The following is a 22,519-nucleotide window of genomic DNA, read 5'->3' as shown; positions in this document are numbered from 1 at the left end:
CAGCCACCAGGCAGAATAAAAACAAATTACCCTTTGTACATATATCCAAGCTGCACTAGATAGTTCTGATACCTTAAAGTTGATATAGAACTGCGGTTATGATGTACAACAGGTAGTTGTCGTTTGAACGTCGTGCTTCTTGTCTGCTGCCGTGTCAATCTTGATAAATGGGTAAATGATGGTCTCGTTACCAAGCTTGACAGAAATGCGGATCGATTACTAGCTGGTATTCTTATCTCATTAAGATTTTGAATAATTTCCTGATCAGTTCTTATGGAAAAGCCATGTCCGAAAAACCTCCCATCATCCAGAAGTATGGCATTTAGCCCTCTAAACCATGGGGCTGCTAAGTCAAAATCGGGATTTTCAAAGTAGATAATGTCACCAGGCAAAAAACTATTGGAATTAAACGTAACAAGGCCGAGGTCTGTGTCAACATGCCAGCTGTATAGATAAAGATTGCGAAAATGAGTATCGAATGCACGTTTCCCGATCGTCTGTAGTGTAGCATGATAAATGATAATAACAGCAGCAGTTGCACATTCAAATGCATAAAGCGAACTGTTCGAATAAATATCCATAATGGCATCAGAAGGCTGCACATCCGGGCTCAGCGAGAACCCCCCGGCCGAGGTTAGTTGCCAGTAAGCAGGGTTGCACCGAGATTGCTCGAAAACAGTAAACTGTGCCTCTGTTTCATTCATTGCTCTTGCACTATTAATGATATTTTTGCGCATTGTCAATTCGAACTGCAATTCCTCTAATGAAGGATAAGAATACATGTTATGATCATCTTGCATGTACTGCAAAATACTTCTTTCGATTTGATCCAATGGCCAATTTTCTGGAAGCTGAAAGGTTGTTCCTGCTATTTGTAACATTTGCTCCTCCATTCAACACTTTTCTTGCTGGGTATAATTTAAGATATTCTCCTTCCCGCTCAAAAATGTACTTAATTCTCATTGGCTATTAAGAAGCAAATAGTCTGTCACCGATATTTCTCGCCCAATCTTTTTTGCTATTGGCATTGTAAAAGTATAAATAGCATGTATGCTTAAACAAAACAAAGAGCAATGCTTGGAAGCATCACCCTAAAAAATCATTTAAAAACATGTAAACGAAACAATTCTTCTTGTATCAATACCAAAAATCATCCAAAACCTGCCGTTCCATCTAAAACCAGCTACAGATCTTGGTCCTATGAAAACAGGAAAAAACCAAAAGCTATCTCCATTACTTAGCCATATATAAGTATTTCGAAACATGCACAAGCTAATGGCACCTGGATCAATCGCAAATGGTGAAGCCGCTGCTTGCTGCGGAATAAACGGTGGAGGAGGTGCTGTTGGAGCTTGTGAAGGTTGTAATCCAGGTATACCTGATGGTCCTCCGAATCCAGGTATACCTCCAGGGCCTCCAACTCCAGGACCTGGGATACCTGGAGTTCCTATAGGTCCTGGCGCTGATGGGAATAGAAGATTCAGTCTCTCTGATTGTTGATAGGCATTCACAGCAGGATATACTTCTTGATTATACATACAAACATAACCACCTTATTTTTTATCAATGTCTAAAGTATTGTATGTTTTCTTGATTTTTAGGTAGCTTATCCGTTGTATAAATGCATGCCTATTTTCTTCCATAACTAGTTTGGCAGCTTAAAATATGGGGTATATTTAAATCTTTCCCTCTAAAAAAAGCCAAAAATATGCAAATAACATGCATATTTTCAGCTTATTTATAAATGTTCATCCTCTATAAACACTTTCACAAGTTCCGGCCTTTGGTTCATAAAAACAATGTTGTTTAAATTGACCAGTAAAAGGCTGATCATACCATGTGGATGGACAAGGACCATATGGATTAAAGTACCACAAAGCAAATTTTGCGGGATGATCTCTCCAGTATTTCACATTTTGAAGCGCTAACCGTCTTTCCGATTCTCTTGCTCTTTGATAAAAGACATTTCCTTTTTGAACAGCTTCAAAAGAGTAATTTCCCCCTTGAACATGAAAAATAACTTGTTCAACGGTACGTAAATCTTTAAAATCTAAACAATCTCCAACAACACGGTTTACAATTACATTTCCGACATAGAGCATTCCTTGGTTTCCTTCACCTTCCGCTTCCGCTCTCATCATTCTTGCCATTAAATCAATATCAGCATCCCTGTATGCTATTCTTGCCATTTTTTCACCTCCAAAATATTTTATGAGAAAAAAATATCTTATAGACCTTAAGCAGGAAATATTGATTCCCCCTTTTAACTGGCACAGGATGCTGTAAGTCATAGTTATAATTTACATTTTTCTATTTCTTTTTCTTGCCTATCATATATTGTCACTTTATCGTTGATTTTTTAACATTTTATTTATTATCTTTTTTCGAAGATATCGAAGTTTATTTTCATCATAAGTGAATAAGGCTTTCGGAATTATGTATAGGTGGATGACGCTATATTGTTTCCCAACATCTATTCACTATATAAATCACTCAATATTAAAATTTTCCTTTTTATTTCAGCCTTTAGTTCTACGGGTTCAACGACTTTTGCATGGTTCCCCATTTGTATGAAATAGTCAGATAAAAAGTCTATTTCTGTTTCACTTATTGAACCATTCATGACTCCATACCCTTTACTGTCAATTGTAAGTTTATAATAAAGCGAAACATTCGATTTATATTTTTCTACTCCTATCGGTGTTAATTCCACCTTAAGGTCATACTTTTTCTTTGTTTGTAACATTGTAATCATCTCATGTAAGCTGGTTTCTTTTAGATTTAAATTATCCCTTCTGTCACTTAATTCAACTTCCGAAATACGATCACACCGAAAAAGTCTAAAATCTTTCCTAAGATAACAATACGAAGGACAATACCATCTTCCATATTGAGAAAATAACCCAACTGGTTGAATCTCTCTTTTAACACCCAAGTAAGAAATCCAGAGCGACTCATTTTCGATTGCTGCCATAAATAGCTCTTTTAATAAAGGACTTTCTTTACTCTGATTATCTATTTTAAAATCAATCTTATTTTTGATTAAATCTATTTCCTCTTTCATCTTTCCGTTTAAATTCAGATAAAACTTTCTTATGATTGACTGATATTCTGATTCAAAAGGTAGGCTGATAAAATGTTTTAAAGACAAAAGAGCAAAAAAAATAGAGAGAGTTTCCTCTTTTGTAAAAGAGACAGCAAGTAAATTTCTCTCTTCTAAAACTCGATATCCTCCGTTAGCCCCTACCTCTGAAATTAATGGTACCCCTAAAATACTTAATTCTTCTAAATCCCTTAGAATCGTTCTTCTTGAAACATTAAATTCCTTTGCTAAATCGTCTACCTTAAACTTTTTGACTCGATTAATATACAATCTTAATTCATTTAACCTAATTGCCTTGCTCAAAATTTTTCACCTCTTTTGCTAATTGTGTCATCATTTGTCACTATTACATTATATACTGAAGAAAGTATCATAATTGAATTTTTAGGAGGAATTAAGCATGAACCAAACCGAAAAAAAAGAGATTTTAATTGTTATTTTGAACGAATTTGCTGATTGGGAAATATCTTATGTAGCATCTTTCTTAAATAATACAGATAAGTATATCTCTAAGATTGTTAGTGTAAGTGAGGGTGTTATAACATCAATCGGCGGATTAAACGTTCTTCCAGATTACACCTTAGAAAGTGCACCCGAAGATTTTTACGGTTTAATACTAATTGGAGGAAACTCTTGGCGTAAACCAGTAAGCAATAAAGTCATTCCCATAATAGAAAAGGCACTTACAATGGATATTCCAGTAGGGGCAATATGTGATGCGACAGTTTTTATGGGAGTCAATGGTTGGTTAAATGAAGTAAAGCATACAAGCAATGAACTTCATGATTTGAAAACTTATGCACAAGACAACTACACCAATGAGAAGAATTATCTATTAGAACAAGCAGTTACTGACAGAAAAATTGTGACAGCAAATGGAACAGCTTCATTAGAATTTGCAAGAGAAATTCTTGAATTATTAGAAGCATATCCTAAGGATTATATTAATCAACTTTATCAATTTCATAAATTAGGTTATTACGAGGCAAAAAAGATTAGTTTGTAAATATCAACTATTCACAATGATTATAATTATCAAGATGGAAAATTATGGACATTGCGTTTTGGCAACCTTTACTTTCCAACTTCTTTGTATAAGAAAATCATGGAAATCTGATGCTCCTTTAAATTTTCATCTTCCTTTTCCCCCCGCTGCGTTAACTTAATAGCTTCAATGCAAGCTGTTTTATCCTTCTTAGACCAATGTACTCGTTTGTTCAAGAAGAAAAAGATAAACCTTTCAGATCGAATTGGCTATACAGCCAATCTATTGCATCCTTAATATCCTCAGCGATATATTCAATTTCTATGTCTTTTATTTTTTCGTAGTGTTCGTTTAATGCTGAATGACCTGCACCTGTTTTTACCAGTATCTTGATACTATTCGTTTTAGAAGCAGCTAACATATCACTCCATCTATCACCTATAACCACACAATTTTTTAAGTTTAATTTGTATTTTTCAGCACCATTGATAAGCATACCTGTATTGGGTTTTCTGCAATTGCACCCTTCGCTCTGACTATGTGGACAAATAAATATATCATCAAAGCCAAATTTAGTAAGTTCCTCCATAAATTCTTGTGAAGTTGCTTTTCCCTCTGATATTCCTGGTTGATTTGTAAAGGAGAGTACTTTTATTCCATCTTCCTTCAATTTACTTATTTGTTGCTGAGAATCAGAAAACAAGGTAAATGTACCAGGATAGTGTACAGTGTCATCTCCACCAATTGTTCCATCTCTATCTAAAAATACTGCCTCTATTTTACGATTATGATTCATGTAAAACAATCTCCTTACCCCGATATTAATTAAATAATTATTTTAAACTACTTCCCTTAAAGTTGGGGAAGATACATAAGTTCATTTTCCAATGTAGAAATCTTCAAGAATGTCTGTTAGACAATACTTTTATACTACTCCTAGGTTTTTTATTATCACTATAGCAGAACGTATGTTTCGCAGCAATCAAATATTTGTTATTTTACCAAACATTCGATTAAAAATCCCTTTAGAAATATCAAAAACTTCCCTTTTCTTTAAAAGCATCTGTTTATGTAAGTGTTATCCTTCGCAACTATGAAAAAGCATTAATCCTTTTGGATTAACACCCGAATTTTTAGTAGAAAATAATCCCTTACATTAAAATTATTTAAATGAAAAATAAATGCATAATTTGGCATGCTAATTTATCAACATCAGCTAAGTTATGTATGCAATGAAATGTTAAAGTATTCACAAATATATTCTAATTAAGTATCCATACATAATACAGACACCTCCTATCCTTGGTTTGATGGAGGCGCCCGAATTTTTCAAACTTATTCTTCTATAGTACTTTGGCTTATTATTAATTATTCCTCACCCAAGATAGCTAAAGGGCTGAAGGATTCAAAGTGAATGTAACTTCTGGGTACTCCTATTTTGTCTAAGATTGAGACGATAGCTTCCATGAAAGGAACAGATCCGCATAAATAAACTTCTGTATCTTTATTCTTTACAACTGAATTAAGTAAATCCTGATTCACATAGCCTTTTAGATAAAAGTCAAGCCCTTGTTTGTCTTCCGTTGTTGGCGAATCATAACAAACTAGCGTTTTTAAGTTGGTATGACGTTTTTCTAACTGCTTTAAATGCTCTTTAAAAGGATGATACTTACTGTTTTTGGTAGCATATATTAATGTAACTTCACGATTAGGTTGTTCAGAAACAACTGAGTTTAACATACTCAAAATAGGAGTAATTCCAATTCCCCCACTAACTAAAACTAATGAATTATCTTTGGTATCTAAAACAAAATCACCCGCAGGGGCGGAAAATAGTAAAGTATCTCCTTCCTTTATTTCATTATGTAAATAGTTCGAAACAATTCCCTCAGGAGTGCTTCGATCATCATCCTCTCTTTTAACGCTGATTCGGTAATAATCCTTACCAGGTGCTTCCGATATGCTGTAATGCCGAATGTGTGTATATTTCTCACCAGGTATTGTAGCTTTAAGTGTTAAATATTGACCTGGTTTGTAGATCGCCATTTCCTTGCCATCTTTAGGCTTTAAATAATAAGAGGTTACATCTTCACTTTCCTTTATTTTTTTTTCAACATAAAAATCTTTATATCCTTCCCACCCGCCAGCTTGTTTTTTTGTTTCTTCATATAATTTTTCTTCCAAACTTATAAAAGCATCGGAAATGTAGCTATATGCCTTTTCCCAAGCATTAATAATTTCATCTGTAGCAGCGTCACCCAGTACATCCTTAACTGCTTGCAATAATGTTTCTCCCACTACCGGATACTGTTCTGCTTTAATTCCGATAGCACGGTGCTTTTGAGATATTCTCTCGATAACAGGTTTAATAGCATCCAAATTTGTAATATACTCTCCAGCAGCATAAACAGTGTAACCTAATGCCTCTTGTTGAATTCCTCTTTTTTGATTTGTCTGGTTGAAGATATTATACAAGTCAGGTGCTTTTTCAAAGAGTAGTTTATAGAATCTTAAACCAATTTCCTTGCTGTGCTCCTTTAGTATGGGAGCAGTTGATTGAACAATTAATATCGTTTTTTCTTCTAACATGCTATACACCTCTTTAGATAAGTTCATTATTCTTGCAGCAGCTAAATAGTTTAGCTAAAAATCAAACTATCTCTTCCTTTTATAATAGAATAGGCAGACGTCTAAATAAAAAAGAGCTTCACGCTAGTTTCTCCCAAAAGTCGGTCTTTTACCCTAGCCTTTTGGTGACAGTACCCAATCTGCTGAGATCAAATTGCTCTATTTTCCATGTGCTTCTTTACTAGAAATATTCTTCTTAGATATATACAAATTATTAGTATTATCTACTCCCGCATAGAAAATCTCTGAACAACTCTTAAGTTTTTGCTTCCTAAATTCAGCTGTCAACCATTCCTTATCTAAACCAGCAGTTGTTAAGTTTTCCTCCAATAATTCTCCATCAATGATAATATCTTTTTTGATAATTGAACTTGTTGTTTGAATGTGTATATCAAAAGGCGTAAGTGGTCGCTTATTTGAATTGAGCAATACAGATAAACTACCGTCAGTTTCCAGTATGGCAAATTCTACATCGGCAATATGAAAAACATCTTTCGACCTTAATTTCATCATTAATTCATTTATCGTTAACTTCATTTGCTTCATATTCTCATACACAATTATCCCGTTTTTAACCAATGTAACTGATTCAGAATTGATTAATTTCCTTAACTTCCAACTTTTCAAGCCTAAATAACTAGATAATACTGTTAAGATAGCAAACATTATAAAAGCAGTGGTGGCTGATAGTGTAGGAAAATCTTCATTAATAAAATCATTTGCAATTAATGACCCCATTGAAACTGCCATAACAAAATCAACAAAATTCATCTGTGATATAAATCTGGTACCGATTTTTCGACTGAGAAATAATGCTAAAATATATATTACAATACTCTTCAGTATAGTAATAAAAAAAATATCTCCCATTTATGCATTACCATCCTTAAATTTATTATTCTTTAAGTAGTTTGTAGAGAAATTAATAAGCTATTCACTTTTCTTAATAAATCTAGTTCTCTATGTATGAATGTTTTTTATTCAACTTAAATTAAGCTAAGTCCACTTTTTTAGAATTCACTCCCTAGGTGCAAAAAACAAAATTTTATTCTTTTACGCTTGATTTTTTAAAAATTATCTATTATATTTTAGTTAGTAATTGATTAATCACTAACTAAAAGGTGGGAGTTTTTTGAAAGAAAAGCAAAATATGAGTAATCGCCGAGATGAAATTTTATCTGCTGCCATTGAAGTGTTTGCGCAAGAAGGATATTACCGGGCAACAACAATGAAGGTTGCAAATAAAGCAGAGATTTCTCAGCCCTATATATTCCGTTTTTTTTCTTCAAAAGAACTATTACTAGAAGAAGCCTTAAAATTATCGTGGTCTAGAATTCAAGCTGCTTTTTCACAAGTTATCCAATCTGCTTCTGTAGAAAATCTAGAAATAGAACTTATTCAGGCTTATGAAGAAATTATGAGGAATTATGAAAATGAAATCTTGCTGCAAATGCAGGCTCAAACAATAAGAGAAACTAATATCGTTACGCTTATGCAAGAGGAGTTTTTAAAGATACAATCCATCGTATATACAGCCTTTCAAACAGCTGGTGTCTCTAACCCCTCTGAAAAAACTTTATTATTTTTAGCCCGTGGAATGCTGTGTAACATATCCCTAGCTTTAAATTTGCCAAAATTAATGGAAATAGACGACTAACTATCGTCTATTTTATTAAAAAATAGTTATTGATCAATCACTAAATAAAATAGAAAGGCTGAACTTATTATGAAAAATGTTATTGTATTAGGTGCAACCGGCGGTACTGGAGCTGCCATTACAGAGGAATTACTAAATAGAGGAATTAAAACGATAGCTTTTGGTAGATCTATGGAAAAACTTCATAGCTTAAAAGAAAAATTGGGTAATAGCCATTTATTGACATTGGAATCAGGAAATGCCTTTGACTATAACAGTATTTATGATGCTGCTAAAGATGCTGATGTAATTTTTCAATGTGCAGCTGTTCCATATGTGGAAATGCATCATTCTCAAATTCCTTTAGGAAAGGCTGTCATGACTGCTGCAGATAAACTTAGCAAAAAAATCGTATTTATTGATGGAATATATCCCTATGGAAAAGCCAGAACCCCATTAGTCGATGAGGAACATCCTAAAAACCCCCATACAAAGAAGGGAAAAGTTAAACTTGAATTAGAAAAACTAATTTTCAGTAATGAGTGGATAAAGGCCGAAACAATGATTATAAGACTTCCAGATTATTATGGCCCTACAGCAAATTTCAACTCCTATTTAGGGATGACGTTAGTAAATATAGCGAAAGGAAAAATATCTTCTTATATTGGTTCTCTTTCTATTCCAAGAGAGTATGTATATCTACCAGATGCGGCAAAAATGATAATAGAACTTGCTATGAATAATGATGCATACGGACAAAACTGGAATATCCCAGGAAACACTATAACCGGCAAGAGACTTATCCAGATAGCACAATCTACAGCAGGAAAATCTGCTCCGGTAATCCCCTTAACAAGATACATGTTAAAGCTGATTGGAATATTCAGCCCTGTCATGAAAGAGCTGGTTGAAATGTCTTATTTAACAAAAACTCCTGTTTACTTAGATGGCAGCAAGTATAAAAAGACAATTGGTTCCTTAATCCAAACTTCATTTGAAGTAGGTATAGCCGAAACAATTCGCTCCATTCAAAAAGACACTCAGTCAGCCAAATAATATATTCAGATATTGAGCGAATTTAGGATATAATTATTCTAGCTTCTAAATAAATTCCAATAATTAAACAGAAATACTAAAGAAAGATTCTTATATTCATTCTCATTTTTTAAGGCTGCAGTTTCATGAAGGTTTATTTCTAATACCAACAGCGTGAATACACGTATCTTACTACTAAATCAATGCTAAACCCTCGTGTAGTTCACGCTGTTGCCCTGATACCAATAGGAATTATCTTGTCTTCAAGCTGCTTTATTTTTTGGAACTAATTAATTTTATGAACGATTATTCATCTTCACAATTTGGCTATTTCTTACTGCAATATAAGCCCCAGCTTTATCCTTTATTTCAATAAGCTTTAGCTTCCTCTTCCAGTGCCTTTATTTGTAGTAATCATGGAACTCATTAAGATGTGCTAATACAATCTTTCCAGTAATAATAGGCCGATCAGCCGTAACGTAGAAAGTAGCAGTAAATCAATAACGAATACAAAAATCCATCAGCCTCCATTAAAATCTAAATTAATTGGCTCTAGTGGTAAAGTATCTCGTATCAGCATATTAGTCGATGGCACAGAAAGATTTACTTCTTCAAATTTAAAACCATCAGCCCATACTTTGCCTGTTCCTGTTAGCAGGACTCCGAAGTGGATCGATTTACTTTCTTTCGGAACATCTAAAACTATCGTATAAAAGTTCCAATCTGTTGTACCTTCTATCGGCCGATCGTCCATATTATCAAATTGGATTACATCGCCTAAAGCATTGTCTACTCGACACCATACTCCACACTTTCTAACTTCTTCTGTCTTTATAAAGCAAGACATTTTAATACGTTTTCCTTTCCAATTATCTGCAGAAAAACTTTGCATCATTGTTCCAAATTGTCCTTCTCCTATATCTGCTTTTGAAGTCAGCAAGCCTGATTTCGTACCTGTATGAAATACTTGTTCATCTGTTCTCATTTCATATAATGCTGGGTTTGAACCGCTTAAATTCCATCCTTTAATTATTGTATGATCACTCATCACTTTTTCCTCCATTCCTTGAAGTATTCGCATTACTCTGCGGTATTTTCCTGGCGGCATAGTATATAGCTCTTTAAAAGAACGTGTGAAAGCTTCTTGTGACTGAAAATGTAATTTAAACGCAATGTCAATTAGCGATTCATCTGAAGATAATAATTGCATTGCTGCTGTTGCCAGTCTTCGTTTTCGAATATATTCACTTATCGTCAATCCAGTTTCCTCTTTAAAGATTCGTGATAAGTGAAATTTTGAATAACCGATTTTTGATGCATAATCCTCTAAATGCCAATCTTCTAACAAATAGTCTTCTAGAAAACAAATTACATCTTGAGCTACTTTGCGATACACTTTACTCACCTCACTTATAATATTAGAGGATAACCGATTATATTTTTTGATATTATTTGCTAGCTTTATTATGTTTTTAATCGGTAGAGATTTTCTCTTGTGGATAGGTTGGTTTACAATTAGAACAATCGTTCCTATTATACCGATTTAAAGGCGAATATGAAAAAGGGAACAAGTAACTGTAAGGTTCTTGGGAATAATATTCCAACCAAATAAAAAAACGAACAATTATACGAAGTATTTTCGTATAACTGTTCGGGGTAATTTATTTTAAGAAAGAAAACTGGTGGTAATCCCTGCAGATTGGATACACTTCGCTTTTATAGGTTTTAAAGTTTTAAGACACGGTCTTTCTTCACCTGCAGGCTCTAAAACAGCTTCCAAGGAATCCATGTGTATTCTGCCTGCTCCATTTTTCCTACTAACAATGTTTAAGGGTTGAAAAAATATGGAACTAATGAAACGAATTGGTTTCACTACTAAATTAGCGCTTGTTCTCTTTACCCATTATCTATTTTATTTCCACCCTCTTCTATTGAAATCCACTATTATTATCTCTTTATGGAACATAAATCTTTTAATTGTATGTATTGAACCATTTTCGCAATTGATTAATATGTGCTTGATGATATCTGTTATGGTCCGCCAGATGCCAAATCCCCCATTGAATGGTTGCATCGTTTCCATCTTCATATTCCACTGTTTGAAGTAAATCTTTATCCGTTAGCTGGCGGCATACAGATTTAAGCAAAGATAAAACATAATCATATTCGTTTAGAAGTACTTCTAATGAAATATCTGTAACTTGCGGTAATTGATTATTTTTATCTAACATTGGTCCATATCTATCTTCAAGTTCTATGGGAATTACCTTTCCTCTTATTCGATAGACCCAATTTAAGTCAACATACATTAAATGTCTCAGCAATTGAGCCGTACTATTGTCATTTTGACTTGGACCTTTATATTCTAGCTCCTCTTGATCCATACCAGCCACAATTGATTTGAGTCTTTGATAATTATTTTCTACCATGGAATATAGCATACCCACGATAGGATCCATTTGCGAATCTCCCTTTAAATCTAATATCAACCTCATTCTCCTCTTTATATACCAATATAATCCATAATTGTATTTCCTGTTAAATTTTTCCTATGGAACTGACATACTCCGTTGTACACCATAAGAAACTATCTTCCAAACACTCTAAGGAAAGCATCATTAGTTCAAATAATATCTAAGTTTTTTAAAACCCTTTGTTTTAAATAATTATACTGTTTCTCATTTGTATCCATATATGCTTCTTCTCTGTTTGAAGGACTATCTAAGTATACGATAGCTTCTCTAAATTGAGATGCTGTAAAATCGTATCGTTTTCCATTCAAAACATTATAAAAATGCCATCCATCAGGAAGTTTAGTTTTTTTAATTTCTCCACCTAATATATCATTTACCACTAATGTGGTTACACCACAATGTCCCTTTGCTGGATTGTCCTCACTCCATTTTGAACTTGATTCTAAAGACCAAGATTTATGCAGAGCTTCTTCTATCTGTTTTATTTTTAATGAGTTATTCTCCATATAATTCAGTTCCCCCTTTTACAAGAGCGTATTTTTCCTTATTGGCATTATTCCATTAATCAATCCATCTATTGTTTTCAAAGCAATCTTGCCTGTTACTTTCAAAAGAATTTTGCAAAAAGAAAATGATGGGAAACCTCCTTAGATTAATGAATAACAAATTCGCAGATTTTAACAATATTGAAATAGAATGTCTATTCATGTTGATCATTCTTATACTTTAACCATTCATCAATTTCCGATTTCATAAATCTTTTTTGATTATCGATTTTTAAGTAGGGAATAAATTGATATGTATCATAACTACTTAATTTAGCCCTTTCCAAATCATCTTCCTTTATGATTTTTCCTATCGCTTCCTCACTTATCTGAAGATATTCGGAAAGTTGAGAGATTGTCATTAAAACAGGGATAGCTTGCTTATTAGTGGTTTTATTCTCTAAATTTTTAAAATTATCACTTAAAATAAATGCAGCTAATACTATTGATATTCCCAATATTAATACACCAACTATATAGGTTTTCTGTTTCAAGCTTCAACCCTCCATAACGTAATTTTCCTTATTAAATAATGTATATCAACCATTTCTCTCTACTCCATACTCTACTAGAGAAGGCTCATTATAAATCTTTTAATCCACTAAAATCCTATCTCCTTTACTTGTCGGTTGAGAAGTCACCAAAAACTCTACTTCATTATTTGATTTATTAAACATCTGGTGTGGCACTAAAGGTGGAACCTCTAATCCCTCGTGCGGTTTTAACGTTATTTCTTTGCCGTCAACTTCAATCGTTGCTACTCCTGATAAAACATAGAAAAACTGGCGCGCGTGTTGATGATAATGTCTTACTTCTGATGTATGAGCAGGCATACGTTCATGAATTATACTCAAATCTTGATTCTTCACTAAATGCCATCCATCACAATTATCTCCCCATAGGTAATGTTCCGCATTGCTTTTATTTTTTTTCACTCTTTTTCTCTCCCCCCTTATATTATTAATAACATAACTCCATCCATCCTTCTTCCTCTTTAACTGCGAGTTAATTATTCTCGTCATTCATAACCATTTGGATGAAATGTTGGGCAGGCATTGAAAGTTCATCTTCTCTTCTCCTGCAGATGGAGATAGGGTTTTTTAACTCAATCCCTTCTACATTCACTTTTGCTAAATCTCCACGAGCAATATATTCTTTAACTTCTAGAGACGAGGCAAAAGTAACCCCATAACCTTCCATGACAACCCTAATCGCTTCATTTAATCCATTAATTTGTAAGCCGACGGTTGGTTGATTAATGCTGTTTATTGTACATAGCGAAACCAACTTTTCACGTGCAGAACTGCCCTTTTCTCTAAATACAAATGGCTCGCACATAATTTGATCTAATGTAACCTTTTTTAAAGCAAACTTATGGTGTTTGTGCACTACAAACCACATTTCATCTTCAAATAATTCTCTTCTGGTTAGAAATGGATGGAATTCTCTTTTCCCACCGATGAAAGCTATTTCTGCCTGATAATTAATTAATTGATCCATCGCTTTAAGCGAATTAGTAGTAGTTAATTCTACTTCAACCTCAGGATATCTTCGCTTATATTTTGCAAGCCATTTAGGCAGCAGGAAATTTGCTGGAAGATAGGTTGCAACAATGCGCAGCTTTCCGATCGACCCATTTTTATATTGTTCAAGATATACTTCCATTTCTCCTTCAAGAGAAAACACTCTTTTAGCGTGTTTGGCAAGTTCAATCCCTGCTTCCGTTAATAAAATCCCCCTCCCTTTTGGAGCTAATAAAGTCATCCCTATCTCTTGTTCTAACTTTTTTATTTGTGCTGTTACAGCAGGTTGACTTATATTCAGCTCCTCTGCAGCACGAGTAACATTTCCTTTTTCAGCAACAATGTGAAATAGCTTCAAAGCGTGAAGATTCATATTACACCTCTAGATTCATAGATAAAAGTTATCAATGACAAATAAATATATATTAGATTTATTTATTATTTTCTTTTATTCTAAAATTACAAAAACTAATTCGCAATAAAAATTTTCTTTTAAAGAGGTGAATGGGATCTACAAGATACCCAAATAATGATGAAATTTGTATGTATTGACTGTAAGAAAGAATCTACTTCAAACGAGTTTGTATATCATTGTTCATGCGGCGGTCTGCTTGATATTGTGCATGACTTTCAACATTATGATGCTGACTTATTAAAGCATTTATTTAAAGAACGTCTTTCTGAGCGGATGACACCTTATGCAAGTGGTGTATGGAGATACAAAGAGTTAATCTTTCCTGAGTTGCCTGATAACTTTATTGTCACAAAATATGAAGGGAATACAGGATTATATGCGTCAGAATTACTACAAACTTATACAGGGCTTAAACAAGTTTATATCAAGGCACAAAGTGAGAACCCTAGTGGTTCATTTAAAGATAACGGCATGACTGTTGCTGTTTCTCATGGCAACTCCTTAGGATATAAGAAGTTCACTTGTACGTCAACCGGGAATACTTCTTCTTCTTTAGCGATGTACGCATCCATTGCTAGCGCAGATTCTTATGTGTTCGTTCCAGATAAAGATATCTCTTTAAATAAGGTTCTGCAGACAGTTTCTTATGGTGCAAAAGTGTTTAGTTTTCCGGGGACTTATGATGACGGCATTCATTTTTTAGAAAAATATAGCAGCGAGCTTGAATTATATGTTTGTAATTCTATCAATCCATTTAGAATAGAAGGACAAAAAAGTATTATTTATGAAATCGCACAGTATTTAAACTGGGAACTACCTGAATGGATAATCGTTCCTGGTGGTGCTTTAAGCAATGCAACAGCATTAGGAAAAGGATTATCTGATTTATATACGCTGGGATTAATAAAGAAAATGCCGCGAGTGGCAGTTGTACAAGCAGAAGGTGCTAGCCCATTTCATAAAATGGTGTCTCAACAACAAAAGGAACTTATTCCTGAGCCTGTTCCTTACACTCGTGCTTCTGCGTTGAATATCGGTAATCCACCAAGCTGGAAAAAAGCGCTGCAAACTCTATTGCAAACACAGGGAGTTACTATATCTGTAACGGATGAGGAAATACTTGATGCTAAAGCTATGATTGATAAAAGTGGGATTGGCTGTGAGCCTGCTTCAGCGGCAACACTTGCCGGACTGCGCAATTTAGTTTCTAAGCAGGTAATTGATAAAGAAGAATCCGCATTATGTATTCTGACTGGAAATATTCTCAAGGACACGGATGTTTTAAAATACTACCATCATGAAGAAAATACCAATGCCACCTATAAAAATACCATCCATCATACCAATCTATCACGAAACAGCATAACTAATAGCATGAACGGTGAAAAATGAAAGTCGAAAGAACTTGACGGCTGATCGAAATTCTTTTTATGAATCTACTTTAACAAAAACGTTCCTACCTCTACAGGAACGTTTTTATTACTACATTTGTATATCCTATTTAATTTTTTTAAATAACGCTCGATAAATAGTTGACTTAAGCAAGCATTTTGACTAGAATAAGAAAATAATGACATTATACTATTAAATGAGGTGTTAAAAATGATAGATGTGCAGAGTAAGTTTGGATTTGAATTCAGAAAATTCAATAGATTTTACACAGATGTTTTAGGGTTCCTAAATGAACATATCTATAATAGCCCTTTTTCATTAACAGAAACTCGTATTCTCTTTGAAATTTATAATACAGAAAATTGTACAGCCAAAAATATTCAAGAAAGATTAGATTTAGATGGCGGTTATGTAAGTAGAATTATCAAAAAATTCGAAAAAGAGAAAATGGTTTATAAGCAAAAATGTAAAGATGATGGCCGTAATCATCTTTTATATGTTACCAGTCATGGGGAATTGATTTACAAAGAGTTGGAGAAAAAAGCTAATCAGCAAGTAGAATACATACGTGAAGCTTTGAGCCCTGAACAGCAGCAAAAGCTGATAGCCTCCATGTGTACAATCCAAGAAATTCTTTCTGCCTCATTTAACGAAAAAAACGAGGAAGCCGTTTCTATTAGAAGTTATTATACTTTAGAAGATATTAACAACATGATTAAACAACAATGGTTATTTTATAATCAAGTCCATAAATGGGATTATAGTTTTTTAGCCTATCTTGAGGAGACATTTCATGCTGATATCGAAAGAATCTGGATTGTAGAAATAAATCGTGAATTTGCAGGCTGTATTGGCTTAGTAAATGATGGCAATAAAGTAGGACAGTTAAGATGGTTTTTAGTAAATCCATCCTTTCACAAAAAAGGAATCGGCACCCAACTTATTAACGCTCTTATCCAATACTGTAAAGATCATGATTATGAACGAATTTTTCTTTGGACCGTTAGTGATATGGTGACAGCTAGACCACTATATAAAAAATTCGGATTTGAAATAATGGAAATACAAGAGAAAAAGTCTTTGTGGGGAGCCAATTTAATAGAAGAACGCTGGGATTTAGATCTTAAAAAAAGCTAATCACTATTATTTGAGGGGTAAATATGCAAAGAACATTTCATTACGCATGGATTATTGTTTTTGTTACATTTTTGACTTTTTTAGCCGTTCAAGGTGTTCGCCTTTCATTTGGAGCTTTTGTTGAGCCATGGGAAACAGATTTTTCCATGGATAGAGGAACCATTTCTCTTATCTCCACTTTGAGTTTTGTCATCTATGGGCTGTCTCAACCACTTATTGGGAGACTAGTAGATAAATGGGGGGCTCGTCTCATTTTATCCTTTAGTACTTTCCTAGTAGGAATAAGTATTTTTCTTACAGCTTTCGTAACACATCCCTGGCAGTTATTCTTTCTCTATGGAATTATGGTTTCTCTCGGTGTGGGAGGAGCATCCAATGTAGCTGCCACAGTAGTTATAACCAATTGGTTTAACGAAAAACGTGGACTTGCGTTTGGAATTATGGAGGCTGGCTTTGGTGCAGGACAAATGCTTCTCGTCCCTGGATCTCTTTTGCTGATCCATTTACTAAATTGGAAAATGACCGTAGTTATCTTAGGCGTCTTTTTAGTGCTTTTTGTCTTTCCTATCGTTCTTTTATTTTTGCGAAATCATCCTAGAGAAAAAGGGGTAGTTCCTATTGGCGGCGAAATTGCCGAAGACGATACAGTTCCAAAAAAGACTCTAGACACAAACGCTTCCATAGGTAATGTCTTTCTAAAAAGACAATTTTGGTTTTTAATTTTACCTTTTGCAATCTGTGGTTTTACTACCACAGGATTAATGGATACACATCTTATACCATTTTCGCATGATCATGGTTTTTCAACAAGTGTTACTAGCGCTGCCGTAAGTATACTTGCTGGGTTTAATATTATTGGTATCTTACTATCTGGTATAATAGCTGACCGCTGGAGCAGCCGCAAAATGCTATTTCTATTATATGTAATGAGGGCAATATCTATTGGGATTCTCTTGTCTAGTCACAATCCTGCATTATTACTTATATTTGCAGTAATCTTTGGATTGGTCGACTTTGCTACTGTTGCTCCAACTCAATTGCTGGCAACGCAGTATTTTGAGGAATATTCCATTGGATTCATTTTAGGGTGGCTATTTCTTAGTCATCAAATAGGATCGGCATTGGGCGCCTATTTACCAGGCTTCTTTTATAACGAAACAGGTAGTTATACTATTTCTTTTTATTTTTCCATAATAATCTTAGTAGGAGCAGCCATCTTAAACATATTCCTTCCTGAACCTCATAAGATTACACAAAAAGAAAAATAGCCGTTCAAAAATAGCTACAAGATTAAAGGTAAGCCTAATAAACTGGCTTACCTTTCTATTAATTTACCCTGTTATGTTGACTAAATTTATTCGAAATTAATCAAGATATTACTTTATCCAATTTTCCTAATAATCTTTTATACTTTGATAAAGTTTCTTGATCTTCTATCTTAATACCTGATTGGAAAAATGTAACGTCGCCAGTTCCCTCTTTATTTATTAGATTCTTTTCTTCAAGAATTCTTTTTAAATTCTTTGCTGTTCCCATACTTCCAGAAATTATATTCGTATTATCAGGGAAAATTGCTCTTATGCTGTTTTCAAAATATGGGAAATGGGTACATCCAAGCACAATTGTTCCATATTGCGTGATATCGAACGAAGCCAATTGTTCTTTTAAATAAGGAATTACTTTCTCTTTCCTGAATTCAAAGTTCTCAGCAAATTGGACAAGACCAGGAAGAGCTAAACTGTCAACAATATCATGTTGGTCCAAACTTCTGACAAGATTATGAAATTTTTCTTCTTGAAGAGTTAAATTAGTTGCCAATACTAATACCTTTTTTTGTTTTCCTTCACAACTTTGAATTGCTGGTTTTACGGCAGGTTCAATTCCCAAAATAGGAAAATCATATTTATGGCGAAGATCGTCTACGGCGATACTCGTTGCCGTATTACAGGCAATCACTAATGCTTTAATACCTTGATCAGCTAAGAAGTCTGCTGCACTAAAAATATAATCTCTTACTTCTTCTTTCGATTTTTCACCATACGGAACATGTAAGGTATCTGCATAAAATAAGTAATCCTCATTTGGAAGCAACCGCAATGCTTGGTGAAGAACACTTATTCCACCAATTCCAGAATCAAAAAATCCTATTCTCACTACTTTTCAACCTTCTTCTTATGTATTTATATCAATTATTAAGAATACCATTTTTTCTAAACGTTTTTAAGTTCTAACTTTTGTTTAGGTAAACGCTATCTAATGAATTAGGAGTCCCTCAAGTGTATAATATTATGAATTTTCCTATCAGAGCAGCAATGCTAAACAGGCATTGCTACCCAATGTCCGGCTGAAACCTCTTTAAGGAGTGTATTCTCCACCTCATATTTAACTTGTCGATTATCTATTGGATCCATTTTTTTCTTATTTTTTTCTATCTTAGGATCAGGGATTGGGATGGCGGAAAGTAATGCCTTCGTATAATCGTGTAAAGGATTGGAATAAAGCTCTTCGCTTTCGGCAATTTCTACTATTTTCCCTGCATACATGACAGCAACTCTGTCACAAATATGTTTCACCATAGCTAAGTCATGAGCAATAAACAAATACGTAAGACCCAGTTTTTGTTGCAATTCTTCTAGGAGCTTTACTATCTGTGCTTGAATGGACACATCCAACGCAGATAACGGTTCGTCACAAACGATGAAAGATGGCTCCACTGCCAGTGCTCTTGCAATGCCGATTCTTTGCCTTTGCCCGCCTGAAAATTCATGTGGATAACGGTAAGCGTGACTAGCTTCCAACCCTACCATTTCTAATAACGCTTCTACCCTTTTTAAACGGTGATGGGGATCTTTATATAGCTGATGAATATCTAGCGCCTGGCCAATAATATCAAGAACTTTGAACCTTGGATTAAGACTTGCATATGGATCTTGAAAAATAATTTGCATATGACGTCGAAGCATTTTCAACTCTTTCTTATTTAGTCGATTAACAGGAATTCCCTGAAATAGGGTTTCGCCACTAGTTGGCTCATGCAAGCGTAAAATCGATCTTCCTGTCGTTGATTTACCAGATCCTGATTCTCCCACAAGCCCTAATGTTTCACCAGCATGGATATGAAAACTAATGTCATCTACTGCTTTTAATATTTTCCCCTTGCCAAGATCAAAATGCTTGTTTAATGAATTAACCTCAAGGATTGGATGAAGACGCGCTTCTGAAGTTATACTGACTTTTCGTTTCACCTTCTTCTTCTCATCAAGTCTTGGTAAAGCATTTAGCAGCTTTTTTGTATAGGCATGCTTGGGCTGCTCAAATATGTCCTCTGTTGTGCCAGTCTCTACTATTTCTCCTTCTTTCATCACTACAACACGATCACACATTCCTGCCACTACTCCGAGATCGTGTGTAATTAGAATGATAGAAGTGCCGAATCGCTGCTGCATCTCCTTCATCAAAGCAAGAATCTGAGCCTGAATGGTAACATCTAATGCCGTAGTTGGCTCATCTGCAATTAGAAGAGTTGGCCGGCAAGCCAATGCCATTGCGATTACTACTCTCTGCCTCATCCCGCCTGAAAATTCATGTGGATACTGATTAAATCTTTCTTCGGGATTCCTTATACCAACAAGCCGCAGTAATTCCATTGCCTGATTTTTCGCTTGTGATTTTGACAGACGTTGATGCTTAGAAATCCCTTCTGCAATTTGCTTCCCAACTTTAATCGTAGGATTTAAAGAAGTCATTGGATCTTGAAATATCATTCCAATATCTTTTCCGCGAATTCCTTCCATTTCTTTTTCCGTTTTTTCTGCTAGATTTTCTCCCAAAAATGTTATATCGCCACTTTTCAAGTGAGATGGCGGGGATGGTAGTAGTCGCATAATAGAACGAGCTGTTACGCTCTTTCCACTACCGGACTCCCCAACTATACCTAATGTCTCTCCCTTTTTAATATCAAAACTAACTCCCTTTACCGCTTCAAGCTCTTGTTCATTTGAAGTAAATGAGACTCTCAGATTATCAACCTTTAATACTACTTCCATAATCTCCCCCACTATCTTTTTTCTTATTTCTCGTTTTCTTTCAAACTATGTATTGATTTTTCTGATATCTACAAATAAAATATACTATACAGGTCGGAATAATGCAATTTAAAGAAAAAGGGGGGAAACAATACTTTGGAACCTGTTCATGTAAAAAGCACCAACGTTAGTAATCGTACTAGAGCATTCTGTAATCTTGTACAAGAAAGCTTTATAAAGCTTCAAAAAAGACCTGTTTATCGCTGGGCAATCTATATTTTGGGCTTGCCTCTCACACTCTTCGCCTTGTTCCTGTATTTGTTCAAGAAACAGAATGATCCTTCAAAAAAATCTATGGAAGAAATAGAAGAACAATTACGTAAAGAAGGGCATTGGGAAAGCTTACATAAAAAATTTCGCTTACAACTAGAAAAGAAGGTACAATTTTTCAATCAAGCACATACACCCTCTGAACTAGATAAAGAAGCAAGAAAATGGGCGAATGAGCAATTTCAAACGGACATAATGGAAAGAAGCAAGGAAAAAATGCTTGCGTTAGGAAACAAGAAGGTATCCTTTTCAGAAACCTTCCTAGCTTTCATCACAAACAAAAAGATAATTTCCCTTTTGTTTTTACCTGGTTTACTGATGTATGTATTTTTGCTGATCTGTATTAATCCCTATCTAAAGTTCATCCTAGAGCGATTAATAATGAGCATTTTTGTCATTTTTGGCGTAACACTTCTTGTCTTTACTATTTTATATTTTTCACCATTTGATCCGGCAGTTAATATCCTTGGGGAAACAGCAACGAAAGATCAGATTGCCAACTTTAATCATATCTATGGTCTTGATCAGTCTTATTTTCACCAATTGATACAAGCCTTTAAAGGAATTTTCACCTTTGATTTAGGCAATTCCTACACAGGAAATGAGGAAGTCGCAAACAGTATTGCAAGAAAGTTTCCAATCACATTTACACTTGCTTTTATTTCGCTTATTATGGCAATCCTTATTGCGATTCCTATAGGCATTATTTCAGCAACTAAACCTAACTCTATTTTTGATTATAGTTTTATGTTTATTGCTTTAATCGGTTTATCTATTCCAAATTTTTGGCAAGGGTTAATCTTTATTCTTAATTTTTCGATTAAATTAAAATGGTTTCCAGCTACATACGTACCTGATAATTGGATTTCCATTATCATGCCTGCAGTCGTTCTTGGAACTGGTCTTACTGCTTCTATTGCCAGGATGATGCGTTCTTCTACCCTTGAGATTATTAATGAAGATTATATTATCACCGCAAAGGCAAAGGGATTAAGCAAGTCAACTGTAATATGGAGGCACGCTGTCACTAATGCCATGATTCCCGTCATTACCGTCATCGGTCTATTGTTTGGCGGAATGCTTGGTGGAGCAGCTGTGACAGAAAAAGTTTTTAATATTAGCGGAATAGGAAGCTTTATTGTTGATAAGCAATTCATACCTGATATTCCGAGTATTTTGGGCGGAGTGGTTTATATTGCCATAACGATTTCCCTAGTAAATTTATTAATTGACGTATTGTATGCATTCTTTGACCCACGTATACGTACGAAAATGAACCAATATTAAAGCA

General features: G+C 34.4%; 22 protein-coding genes. 7 read left to right on the top strand and 15 right to left on the bottom strand.

Going from position 1 to position 22,519, the window contains the following annotated elements:
- Positions 1–26: 26 nt before the first annotated feature.
- From NSQ92_RS07525 to NSQ92_RS07510, 4 genes are all read right to left on the bottom strand, one after another.
- A complete protein-coding gene (locus NSQ92_RS07525) occupies positions 27–881 on the bottom strand; it encodes a protein-glutamine gamma-glutamyltransferase (RefSeq protein ID WP_095319961.1) in 855 nt (284 codons plus the stop codon).
- 222 nt (positions 882–1,103) lie between these two features.
- A complete protein-coding gene (locus tag NSQ92_RS07520; RefSeq protein ID WP_186325691.1) occupies positions 1,104–1,538 on the bottom strand; it encodes a collagen-like protein in 435 nt (144 codons plus the stop codon).
- A 210-nt stretch (positions 1,539–1,748) separates the two neighbouring features.
- Positions 1,749–2,189, bottom strand: coding sequence for a cell wall hydrolase (locus NSQ92_RS07515; protein WP_047940108.1), 441 nt, complete (start codon positions 2,187–2,189; stop codon positions 1,749–1,751).
- A 284-nt stretch (positions 2,190–2,473) separates the two neighbouring features.
- On the bottom strand, positions 2,474–3,406 hold the full coding sequence (locus NSQ92_RS07510) for a helix-turn-helix transcriptional regulator (RefSeq protein WP_061796597.1): 933 nt from the start codon (positions 3,404–3,406) through the stop codon (positions 2,474–2,476).
- Between the two features lie 97 nt (positions 3,407–3,503).
- Between NSQ92_RS07510 and NSQ92_RS07505 the strand changes: the two genes are divergently transcribed.
- Positions 3,504–4,109: a DJ-1/PfpI family protein gene (locus tag NSQ92_RS07505; RefSeq protein ID WP_061796598.1), complete on the top strand. Its 606-nt coding sequence runs from the start codon at positions 3,504–3,506 to the stop codon at positions 4,107–4,109.
- A gap of 211 nt (positions 4,110–4,320) precedes the next feature.
- Here NSQ92_RS07505 and NSQ92_RS07500 read toward each other — a convergent pair whose 3' ends face one another.
- The 3 genes from NSQ92_RS07500 to NSQ92_RS07490 all read right to left on the bottom strand — a co-directional run bounded on the left by NSQ92_RS07500 (position 4,321) and on the right by NSQ92_RS07490 (position 7,466).
- Entirely contained in the window at positions 4,321–4,884 is a 564-nt protein-coding gene (locus tag NSQ92_RS07500; RefSeq protein ID WP_047940105.1) for an HAD-IIIA family hydrolase, read from the bottom strand.
- A 572-nt stretch (positions 4,885–5,456) separates the two neighbouring features.
- Positions 5,457–6,677, bottom strand: a complete 1,221-nt coding sequence (gene hmpA, locus NSQ92_RS07495; RefSeq protein WP_341152518.1) for an NO-inducible flavohemoprotein — start codon at positions 6,675–6,677, stop codon at positions 5,457–5,459.
- A gap of 198 nt (positions 6,678–6,875) precedes the next feature.
- Positions 6,876–7,466 (bottom strand): DUF421 domain-containing protein, encoded by a 591-nt coding sequence (locus NSQ92_RS07490; RefSeq protein ID WP_341152517.1) that lies wholly within the window; start codon positions 7,464–7,466, stop codon positions 6,876–6,878.
- Between the two features lie 400 nt (positions 7,467–7,866).
- Between NSQ92_RS07490 and NSQ92_RS07485 the strand changes: the two genes are divergently transcribed.
- Both NSQ92_RS07485 and NSQ92_RS07480 read left to right on the top strand, forming a co-directional pair.
- Entirely contained in the window at positions 7,867–8,373 is a 507-nt protein-coding gene (locus NSQ92_RS07485) for a TetR/AcrR family transcriptional regulator (protein WP_061796851.1), read from the top strand.
- A gap of 69 nt (positions 8,374–8,442) precedes the next feature.
- On the top strand, positions 8,443–9,408 hold the full coding sequence (locus NSQ92_RS07480; RefSeq protein ID WP_341132415.1) for an NAD-dependent epimerase/dehydratase family protein: 966 nt from the start codon (positions 8,443–8,445) through the stop codon (positions 9,406–9,408).
- A gap of 499 nt (positions 9,409–9,907) precedes the next feature.
- Here the strand turns inward: NSQ92_RS07480 and NSQ92_RS07475 are convergent, their stop codons facing one another.
- The 6 genes from NSQ92_RS07475 to NSQ92_RS07450 all read right to left on the bottom strand — a co-directional run bounded on the left by NSQ92_RS07475 (position 9,908) and on the right by NSQ92_RS07450 (position 14,302).
- On the bottom strand, positions 9,908–10,783 hold the full coding sequence (locus tag NSQ92_RS07475; RefSeq protein WP_341132414.1) for a helix-turn-helix transcriptional regulator: 876 nt from the start codon (positions 10,781–10,783) through the stop codon (positions 9,908–9,910).
- 577 nt (positions 10,784–11,360) lie between these two features.
- Complete coding sequence (locus tag NSQ92_RS07470) at positions 11,361–11,846, bottom strand: DinB family protein (RefSeq protein WP_144579736.1); 486 nt, start codon at positions 11,844–11,846, stop codon at positions 11,361–11,363.
- A gap of 164 nt (positions 11,847–12,010) precedes the next feature.
- Positions 12,011–12,367 (bottom strand): YunG family protein, encoded by a 357-nt coding sequence (locus tag NSQ92_RS07465; RefSeq protein ID WP_061796612.1) that lies wholly within the window; start codon positions 12,365–12,367, stop codon positions 12,011–12,013.
- Between the two features lie 194 nt (positions 12,368–12,561).
- On the bottom strand, positions 12,562–12,900 hold the full coding sequence (locus tag NSQ92_RS07460; RefSeq protein ID WP_095321324.1) for a helix-turn-helix domain-containing protein: 339 nt from the start codon (positions 12,898–12,900) through the stop codon (positions 12,562–12,564).
- Positions 12,901–12,999: 99 nt separating this feature from the next.
- On the bottom strand, positions 13,000–13,341 hold the full coding sequence (locus tag NSQ92_RS07455) for a cupin domain-containing protein (RefSeq protein WP_047940097.1): 342 nt from the start codon (positions 13,339–13,341) through the stop codon (positions 13,000–13,002).
- A gap of 70 nt (positions 13,342–13,411) precedes the next feature.
- Positions 13,412–14,302 carry a LysR family transcriptional regulator gene (locus NSQ92_RS07450; RefSeq protein ID WP_047940096.1) on the bottom strand — a complete coding sequence of 297 codons (891 nt, stop codon included), beginning with the start codon at positions 14,300–14,302 and terminating at the stop codon, positions 13,412–13,414.
- A gap of 159 nt (positions 14,303–14,461) precedes the next feature.
- Between NSQ92_RS07450 and thrC the strand changes: the two genes are divergently transcribed.
- From thrC to NSQ92_RS07435, 3 genes are all read left to right on the top strand, one after another.
- A complete protein-coding gene (thrC, locus tag NSQ92_RS07445; RefSeq protein WP_095321332.1) occupies positions 14,462–15,736 on the top strand; it encodes a threonine synthase in 1,275 nt (424 codons plus the stop codon).
- 210 nt (positions 15,737–15,946) lie between these two features.
- Positions 15,947–16,873, top strand: coding sequence for a bifunctional helix-turn-helix transcriptional regulator/GNAT family N-acetyltransferase (locus NSQ92_RS07440; protein WP_341152516.1), 927 nt, complete (start codon positions 15,947–15,949; stop codon positions 16,871–16,873).
- 23 nt (positions 16,874–16,896) lie between these two features.
- Positions 16,897–18,141, top strand: a complete 1,245-nt coding sequence (locus tag NSQ92_RS07435) for an MFS transporter (RefSeq protein WP_341152515.1) — start codon at positions 16,897–16,899, stop codon at positions 18,139–18,141.
- 100 nt (positions 18,142–18,241) lie between these two features.
- Here the strand turns inward: NSQ92_RS07435 and murI are convergent, their stop codons facing one another.
- A complete protein-coding gene (gene murI / locus NSQ92_RS07430; protein WP_341152514.1) occupies positions 18,242–19,027 on the bottom strand; it encodes a glutamate racemase in 786 nt (261 codons plus the stop codon).
- 161 nt (positions 19,028–19,188) lie between these two features.
- Positions 19,189–20,919: an ABC transporter ATP-binding protein gene (locus tag NSQ92_RS07425; RefSeq protein ID WP_328283412.1), complete on the bottom strand. Its 1,731-nt coding sequence runs from the start codon at positions 20,917–20,919 to the stop codon at positions 19,189–19,191.
- A 135-nt stretch (positions 20,920–21,054) separates the two neighbouring features.
- On the opposite strand from NSQ92_RS07425, the gene NSQ92_RS07420 reads away from it, so the two are divergent.
- On the top strand, positions 21,055–22,515 hold the full coding sequence (locus NSQ92_RS07420; protein WP_445669260.1) for an ABC transporter permease: 1,461 nt from the start codon (positions 21,055–21,057) through the stop codon (positions 22,513–22,515).
- Positions 22,516–22,519: the final 4 nt, after the last annotated feature.

The organism is Niallia sp. FSL M8-0099 (assembly GCF_038006945.1).
In the GTDB taxonomy this organism is placed as follows: domain Bacteria; phylum Bacillota; class Bacilli; order Bacillales; family Cytobacillaceae; genus Niallia; species Niallia circulans.
Note: the sequence above shows the minus strand (reverse complement) of the source record. Positions and strands in the feature narration are given on the sequence as shown.